Raw genomic sequence first — 6,898 nt, 5'->3', positions numbered from 1 at the left:
AAGGTTAACGACGGTTAGATTCACCTCTTACACAGCACCTGAGTCTAACCAAAGAAGGTGAGAGACTCTTAGCTCATGCAAAAGCCGTTCTACAACAAACACAAGAGTTTGAGTCTGCCGCGCGCTCACTGGAATTGATGAATGAGACCTCTATTCAGATAGCCGTTGATCCATCTTTACTATTTACTGATCTTTATAGGCTGATAGATAAATTCAGTGCTCATTTTCCAGATACTGATATTACCCTCAATGTTGCTAAAAGCTGTGATATTCCAGAACTCGTGAAGTCAGGAAAAACACACTTTGGGCTGATGTTAATTGACGGCAGTATGCCAACAGGAGTCGAACTTGGCTTATTGGGTCATTTGCCTTTTTCAGTCGTGGCACATAAAAGCCACCCATTAAGCAAGTTAAAGAGTGTATCGAGATCATCACTTGCGCTTTATCGACAAGTTATTTTCCAAAGTACTGAAGGAAAGCAAGCCGCACTGCTACCTGAAATATCGGGTGCTGTGTAAGAGGTGAATCTAACCGTCGTTAACCTTAGCAATACGTTGTGTGCCTTCGTTCAGTTACGTATTGCTAAGGTTAACCGATCCTTGTGGCTTCTAACTTCCAGCACCTACCAGCTGTAACCTAAGTGCTTAATTTTAAAAGTTACAAATGCGTGCGCACCGTCTGTATCAATAACGTAGTCAGCTGCATTTGCGTTAGCTGTTGAGAAAAGTGCAGCACTTAGTGCTGTGCCTAATAGTAATTTTTTCATGTTAATCATCCTTCAATGGTTTGATCACTTCTAATTAAGGTTTTATCTTTATCGATAAAATGATGTTTTAGTGCCCCTAAAGCATGTAAAACAACCACAGCTATTAGCCCATACGCGGCATAAAAGTGAATTTTACCTGCAATATCTTCTTGGTTCGCGACCGACTCTGGTAATGCCGGCACAGCAAATAAATTAAATACTTCAATTGCACGGCCATCAGCCGTAGAAATTAAATAGCCAGATGTCACAATGACGATTAAAGCTAAATAAATTAGTTTATGAACTGAGTGAGCAACTAGATTCATTGCTTTTGAGCTACCTGCAACAGGCTCAGGCTGGGTGCCTAACAAGCGCCAACCAAATCGAAACAGCAATAATGCTGCTAAGGTAATACCAACGCTTTTATGCAAGTCCAAAGAGCCTTTGTACCAAGCGTCGTAATAGGTTAGCTCAACCATATACACGCCTAAGCCAAACAAACCAAACACCCCAAGTGCCATTAACCAGTGCACTAAGATGGCCACCCAGCCATAACTTGACTTTGAATTCTTTAACATACTCATTTCCCATGAGAATCGTGAAACTAGGTACAGCTTAGCTTAGGATTGATGTAATGAAAATAGCGTAAAACGAACAGCTTCTGTGCGTATGTGCACACCCAGGCAAGGGAGAAAGGTGGAAGTAGTAAGGGGAAAGTGGAAAGGAAAAAGACAGAAGGTGCTAGTACCCTTTCACATATATTTTGATAAGTTGCCCTTACTTAAATTCAGGTAAACTGATATCTTTCCAATCAATAATTCAATACTCCTGCTTTTTCCAGTAACTGATGTTATAAATTTCTTCTTCTTAAGAACTGAAATCATTGAATGAACACTTGAAGATGCGGTTCCAAAGTAGCGCTCAAAATCACTTTCAGCAGGCGCAATCCCATTCACTTTTGTGTAGTAGTAAATAAATGCTAAATGTACTGACCTTGCTTTGCTGTAAACCGTGGCGACTCTCTTTATTCATAATGAACTTTTACCCTGATCAACCATCCTTTAACTCATATAAACTTACTTAATATTGTTATGAACCGAAAGTATATTGTTGAATTATCAGAAGAAGAAAAACAAGAATTAGTAGACGATTCCGGTAAAAGGCATGGTCAATGTTCGAAAGTACAAGCGGGCTGCTATTTTGTTAAAAGCTGACTGTTGTAGATATACAACAGAGCAAATATGTGAAGCTGTTCAAGTGAGTTCTTCAACCGTATTTCGAGTCAAACGCCAGTTCGTTGAAGAGAATCTAGCGGCAGCTATGAATGAAGGTGCACGAAGTGGTGCTATGGCAAGAAAAACCTCTGCGAAAGATGAAGCAACGTTAATCGCCACAGCTTGCACTAAGCCACCAACAGGTCACGCTAGATGGACATTATCTTTACTTGGAGAGCGATTAGTTACGTTAACCGATTTAGATAGTATCTCGTATGAAACAATACGGAGGCGCCTATAAAGAGAATGCACTAAAACCATGGCAAAAAAAGATGTGGTGTGTGGCGACAATGGATGCTGAATATATCGCGCGGATGGAACATGTGCTCGAGTTGTATGCTGAGCCAGCAGACGAGTTAAACCCTATAATTAACTTTGATGAGGCGATGAAACAACTTGTAGATGATACTCGACCGGCACAACCAATGCAGCCGGGGCAGACTAAGCGGTTAGATTATGAATATAAACGTGTAGGTGTGGCCAACTTTATTTGTATTCTTCGATCGCCATCGAGGGTGGCGGCATGTTAAAGCAACAGAAAGAAAGACGAAAATTGACTTTGCTAATTGTATGAGGGATTAAGTTTGATCTTCATTATCCACATGCGAACAAAATAAAAGTTGTGTTAGATAACTTATCAACTCATACAGAAGGAGCGTTGTATAAAGCATTTTCTCCACAGGAAGCACGGCGGATCTTAAATAAACTAGAATTACATTACACACCAAAACACGCAAGTTGGTTGAATATGGTCGAGATAGAGATTGGCAATATGAATAAGCAATGTTTAGATAGACGTATAGCAAGTATGAGAAGAACTAAAGTACAGAACTCGCGGCCTGGGAATGGAGCCGGAATAAAGAAAGAACAAGTATAAACTGGATGTTTAATGTTGAATTAGCTCGTGAAAAACTTCAGAGGGCTTATGGTGCCCTCAACTAGTCAGAACTTGTGTGATGAAGTACTAGGTGCTAGGTGCTAGGTGCTAGGTGCTAGGTGCTAGGTGCTAGCAATATTATGAATACTCGTTGATAAAAGCATCTAATTCTTAACGTGATAAATTTTGAGTTTTACGCACAACCGTTTAATCACTCAACCCAATAAACTCAGCCGATTTCAAAAGAAGTCACACCGAAAATACGGTTTAATGGCAAGCTCGGACAGTCGCCGGTGTACATTCTGGCGGTTTCAAATGACACCTGCATGTTGTATTTCTGTGCCAAAGCGACAGCAGCTTGGTTGATTTCTGGTGTATCAAGGAAAATAGCGTCGGAGGCACCCGCTTTAGATTTTAAAGCAAGGAACAAAGATTCAGCCAATTCTGGTGAGTCGGCAAATAAGGGGCCAACTTTAAAGCCGTTCTGGCACTTGCGAATTACGCCGTATCCTGCCAGTTCCCCATTGTTGCATTACGCCCAAAGCGTCGCACTGGGGTTGGCTTAACCAGGCTTTGGTAAAGTTTGCTCTATTCACTGGGAAAAAAGCCTGTTCGTATGCGTCAAAAATTTCGAATGGCACAGCATTAAGATCAACAATGTCTGCATTTTGCGGTGAACTACCACCGCCTACTCCTGCAAAACGGATATTGCGATAAGCCAGATTAAAACCAGACTTTTTGTAGTTCTCTTGCTGCTCCACCACACCATCAAGGCCGATATTCACCCCTTCAAGGCGCTTTAACGCGGCATTCCAGATTTGCATTCCGTAACCTTTGCCACGGTAACCGGGTTTAACAATGTAAAAGCCAATAAAGCCAAATGCATCGTGGTAATTAATGGCAGAAATTGTAGCAATAGGTTCATCGTCAAGAAAACCGACAAGAAATCCTTCAGGATCTGCAGCAAAATAACACTCTGCATCATTAAGGCCCGGATTCCAGCCTTCTGCTGCAGCCCAATCAATCATGAGTTCGACTTCCTTCTTGGTCATGGTTTTGATTGTAAAATGTTTACTTTGCATCTGCTTTCCTTATATTTTTCAGTCTACTCTGACAGCTAACTTAAAACTTAAAGCTTAAAACTTAAAACTATTAACTTCCAGCTATTCGCCTTCTTCCACCAAACCAACATAAATCTGGCTATTGGCATCTACCTGAAAGCAGCTGATCAGGTTTTCTTTCACCAGCTCTAACATGGCGATAAAGCTTACAACAACACCACTTCTGCCCTCTTCTACCGTAAAGAGAGTGCTAAAAGGCAGCTGTGATTGGGCCTCTGAGAGCTTATCTAAGATTAAGCTCATCCGTTCACGGGTTGATAAAGCCTCTGCGGTAATATGATGGTGTTCAAATGTTTTGGCTCGGGCCATAACGTCGCTTAGCGCAACTAACAAGTCTTTCATGTCAACGTCAGGTAACAGTACCTCACGCTCACTGAATTCTGGCACCAGTGCTTCGGCAACAAAAATATCGCGGCCTTCGCGAGGGATTTCATCAAGATTTTCGGCGGCTTTTTTAAATTGTTCGTATTCTTGTAAACGTCTGACAAGCTCAGCTCGCGGGTCTTCTTCCTCTTCAAGCTCTTCATGTTTTGGTAATAATAATCGTGATTTAATTTGTGCTAATAGCGCCGCCATCACAAGGTATTCACCTGCCAGCTCAAGCTGAAACTCGCTCATCATTTCAACATAACTCACGTATTGCTCAGTAATACTAAAAATAGAGAGCTCTAGCACATCGAGTTTATGTTTTTTGATTAAGTACAGAAGTAAATCGAGAGGACCTTCAAAGGTTTCTAAAATGATTCCTAATGCATCGGGGGGAATATATAAATCTTCAGGTTTATCAACCACCGCTTTACCATGCAAAAAAGCCAGTGGCAGCTTTTGCTGTACTGGCTCTTGTAAATTATCTGGCGCGTCAAGCTCTGGGCTAGTCAATGAAGTCTCTACTCAAATGGTTTAGTATCACCACAACCCACACGTAAGATTTCGATATCATCATCCGACAAGTCAATTACTGTGGTTGCCTGTTCAGGAAGATAACCACCATGAATAATTAAATCAACTTGCTTTTCAATGCGATCGCGAATTTCATCAGGATCTCAGCCTCGGTATATTGCTCACCCGGTAAAATTAAAGAGCACGACATTAACGGCTCACCTAATTCAGCCAATAAAGCACAGGTGATTGGGTGTTCGATAACACGAATACCAATGGTTTTTTTCTTTTCGTTTAATAAACGCTTTGGTACTTCTTTAGTGCCTTTAAAGATGAACGTATAAGGCCCAGGGGTGTTATTTTTAATCAATCTGAATAACTGATTATCAACGCGAGCATAGGTAGATAGCTCAGATAAGTCGCGGCAGACCAAAGTAAAGTTATGGTGTTTTTCAATGCCACGAATACGTTCGATGCGCTCTTTTGCTTGCTTATTACCAATGCTACAGCCAAGTGCGTAACCCGAATCGGTTGGGTATACAATAACACCGCCTTGCTTAATAATATCAACCGCTTGGCTGATTAAGCGTGGTTGCGGATTATCTGGATGAATATGAAAAAACTGACTCATTACACGCTCCTATTGCCCTTCCCATGCTTGCCAAACCCCTTGGCAATCTTTTGGTAAGTATAAATTTTTACCTAACTCCAACCAACTGGTCGGAAAATGAAAATCTGACCCTTGTGACGCAAGTAAGCCATATTCACGACTCAGTTCACCTAAAAACTGGCGCTCACTGGGTGCTTGCTGTGGTTGTGCAACTTCCATCGCATCGCCACCTGCGTCTTTAAACTCAATAATTAACTTACGTAGCCACTTGTTAGACATTTGATAACGCCCAGGGTGTGCATAGAACGGCAACCCCACCGGCTTGATGAATGGCAGCAATTGCAGTTTGCATATCGCACCAACTACTTGGTACATAACCTGTTTTTCCTCGCCCTAAGTATTTCTTAAATACCCCAGGAAAGTTTTTAGCTACACCACGTTCAATCAGTGCACGGGCAAAATGCGCCCGTGTGATTTGGGCGTTTTCGGCAAATGTTTTTGCTTGGTCGTAAATGCCTTCAAAACCATTTTTAGCAAGGCGACGACCTATCTCTAAAGCGCGCTCTTCACGCTTGCCTTGTTGCGCTTGTAATAATGACAACAGTGCGTCATTTTCATCATCAACATTTAAGCCAACAATATGAATTTCAAAGCTTTCCCATTTTGTTGATACTTCAACGCCAGCAATCAATTTAAGCGGTAAATTATCATCTGCAATGACTTGGCGAGCAGGTTTTATCGCACTTAACGTGTCGTGATCGGTAATTGCAAACACATCTATGTTTTTCTCAACCGCGCGGTGTAACAATTGCTCGACTGATAGCTGACCATCTGAGTATGTGGTGTGGCTATGTAAATCGTATTTTATCAAAGGGAAAGACTGCTTTACGTAAGTTCTTGAATCAATGATGTGAGTATAACAAAAATTTACTACCAGGGCGTGATTATCTTTTTAGGTTAGACATATATACCCACATAAATGGGCAATTGCGATGGGTAAATGCCGAACACGTATTAATATGTAAATTAATGCTTGACAGTATCCGCTTAGGTACGCTTTACTGTATGCACTTTCAGACACGTTAAATAAGCAATAACAATGAACAAAACAATTCAAATCACAATTTGGTGGTGGCACTCGTAACTAGCGGGTGACGAATTGTCGTGTCTAACGATTTCAAAACCCGCTCAAGTAGCGGGTTTTTTTATATCTAAATTTTAAGGTTTTATAATGAATTACATAGCAACTCTTACACATCATTGGTGGTGGCGCCTGGCTTAGCGGGACGGTAAGGGTCTATCTAATTTATAGGCATCTTTATACGAACCCCGCCAAGCATCGCTTCGCGGGGTTTTGTTTTTTAAAGAGTTTTTGGGAATGAGGGAGAATAA

General features: G+C 41.3%; 5 protein-coding genes and 4 pseudogenes. 2 read left to right on the top strand and 7 right to left on the bottom strand.

Annotated features, from left to right (window positions below; genetic code table 11):
* Positions 1-137: 137 nt before the first annotated feature.
* A complete protein-coding gene (locus ACXAC4_RS28080) occupies positions 138-518 on the top strand; it encodes a LysR substrate-binding domain-containing protein (protein ID WP_475168661.1) in 381 nt (126 codons plus the stop codon).
* A gap of 107 nt (positions 519-625) precedes the next feature.
* Here ACXAC4_RS28080 and ACXAC4_RS28075 read toward each other — a convergent pair.
* A pseudogene (locus ACXAC4_RS28075) lies at positions 626-766 on the bottom strand (YceI family protein); the annotation flags it as partial.
* A 5-nt stretch (positions 767-771) separates the two neighbouring features.
* Positions 772-1,323 carry a cytochrome b gene (locus tag ACXAC4_RS28070; protein ID WP_475168658.1) on the bottom strand — a complete coding sequence of 184 codons (552 nt, stop codon included), beginning with the start codon at positions 1,321-1,323 and terminating at the stop codon, positions 772-774.
* Between the two features lie 513 nt (positions 1,324-1,836).
* On the opposite strand from ACXAC4_RS28070, the pseudogene ACXAC4_RS28065 reads away from it, so the two are divergent.
* Positions 1,837-2,961: pseudogene (locus ACXAC4_RS28065) on the top strand (IS630 family transposase).
* Between the two features lie 164 nt (positions 2,962-3,125).
* Here ACXAC4_RS28065 and ACXAC4_RS28060 read toward each other — a convergent pair.
* The 5 genes and pseudogenes from ACXAC4_RS28060 to rnm all read right to left on the bottom strand — a co-directional run bounded on the left by ACXAC4_RS28060 (position 3,126) and on the right by rnm (position 6,377).
* Positions 3,126-3,395, bottom strand: a complete 270-nt coding sequence (locus ACXAC4_RS28060) for a GNAT family N-acetyltransferase (protein WP_475168663.1) — start codon at positions 3,393-3,395, stop codon at positions 3,126-3,128.
* The gene (locus tag ACXAC4_RS28055; protein WP_475168654.1) at positions 3,370-3,978 is read right to left on the bottom strand and encodes a GNAT family N-acetyltransferase; all 609 of its coding nucleotides are present in this window, start codon (positions 3,976-3,978) and stop codon (positions 3,370-3,372) included. Before ACXAC4_RS28055 ends, ACXAC4_RS28060 begins: the two co-directional genes overlap by 26 nt.
* Before the next feature lie 81 nt (positions 3,979-4,059).
* The gene (locus tag ACXAC4_RS28050) at positions 4,060-4,896 is read right to left on the bottom strand and encodes a segregation and condensation protein A (RefSeq protein ID WP_475168650.1); all 837 of its coding nucleotides are present in this window, start codon (positions 4,894-4,896) and stop codon (positions 4,060-4,062) included.
* Positions 4,897-4,904: 8 nt separating this feature from the next.
* A pseudogene (locus ACXAC4_RS28045) lies at positions 4,905-5,527 on the bottom strand (L-threonylcarbamoyladenylate synthase).
* 9 nt (positions 5,528-5,536) lie between these two features.
* Positions 5,537-6,377: pseudogene (rnm, locus tag ACXAC4_RS28040) on the bottom strand (RNase RNM).
* Positions 6,378-6,898 lie beyond the last annotated feature (521 nt).

Source organism: Pseudoalteromonas sp. AWM4_233 (assembly GCF_056158285.1).
Note: the sequence above shows the minus strand (reverse complement) of the source record. Positions and strands in the feature narration are given on the sequence as shown.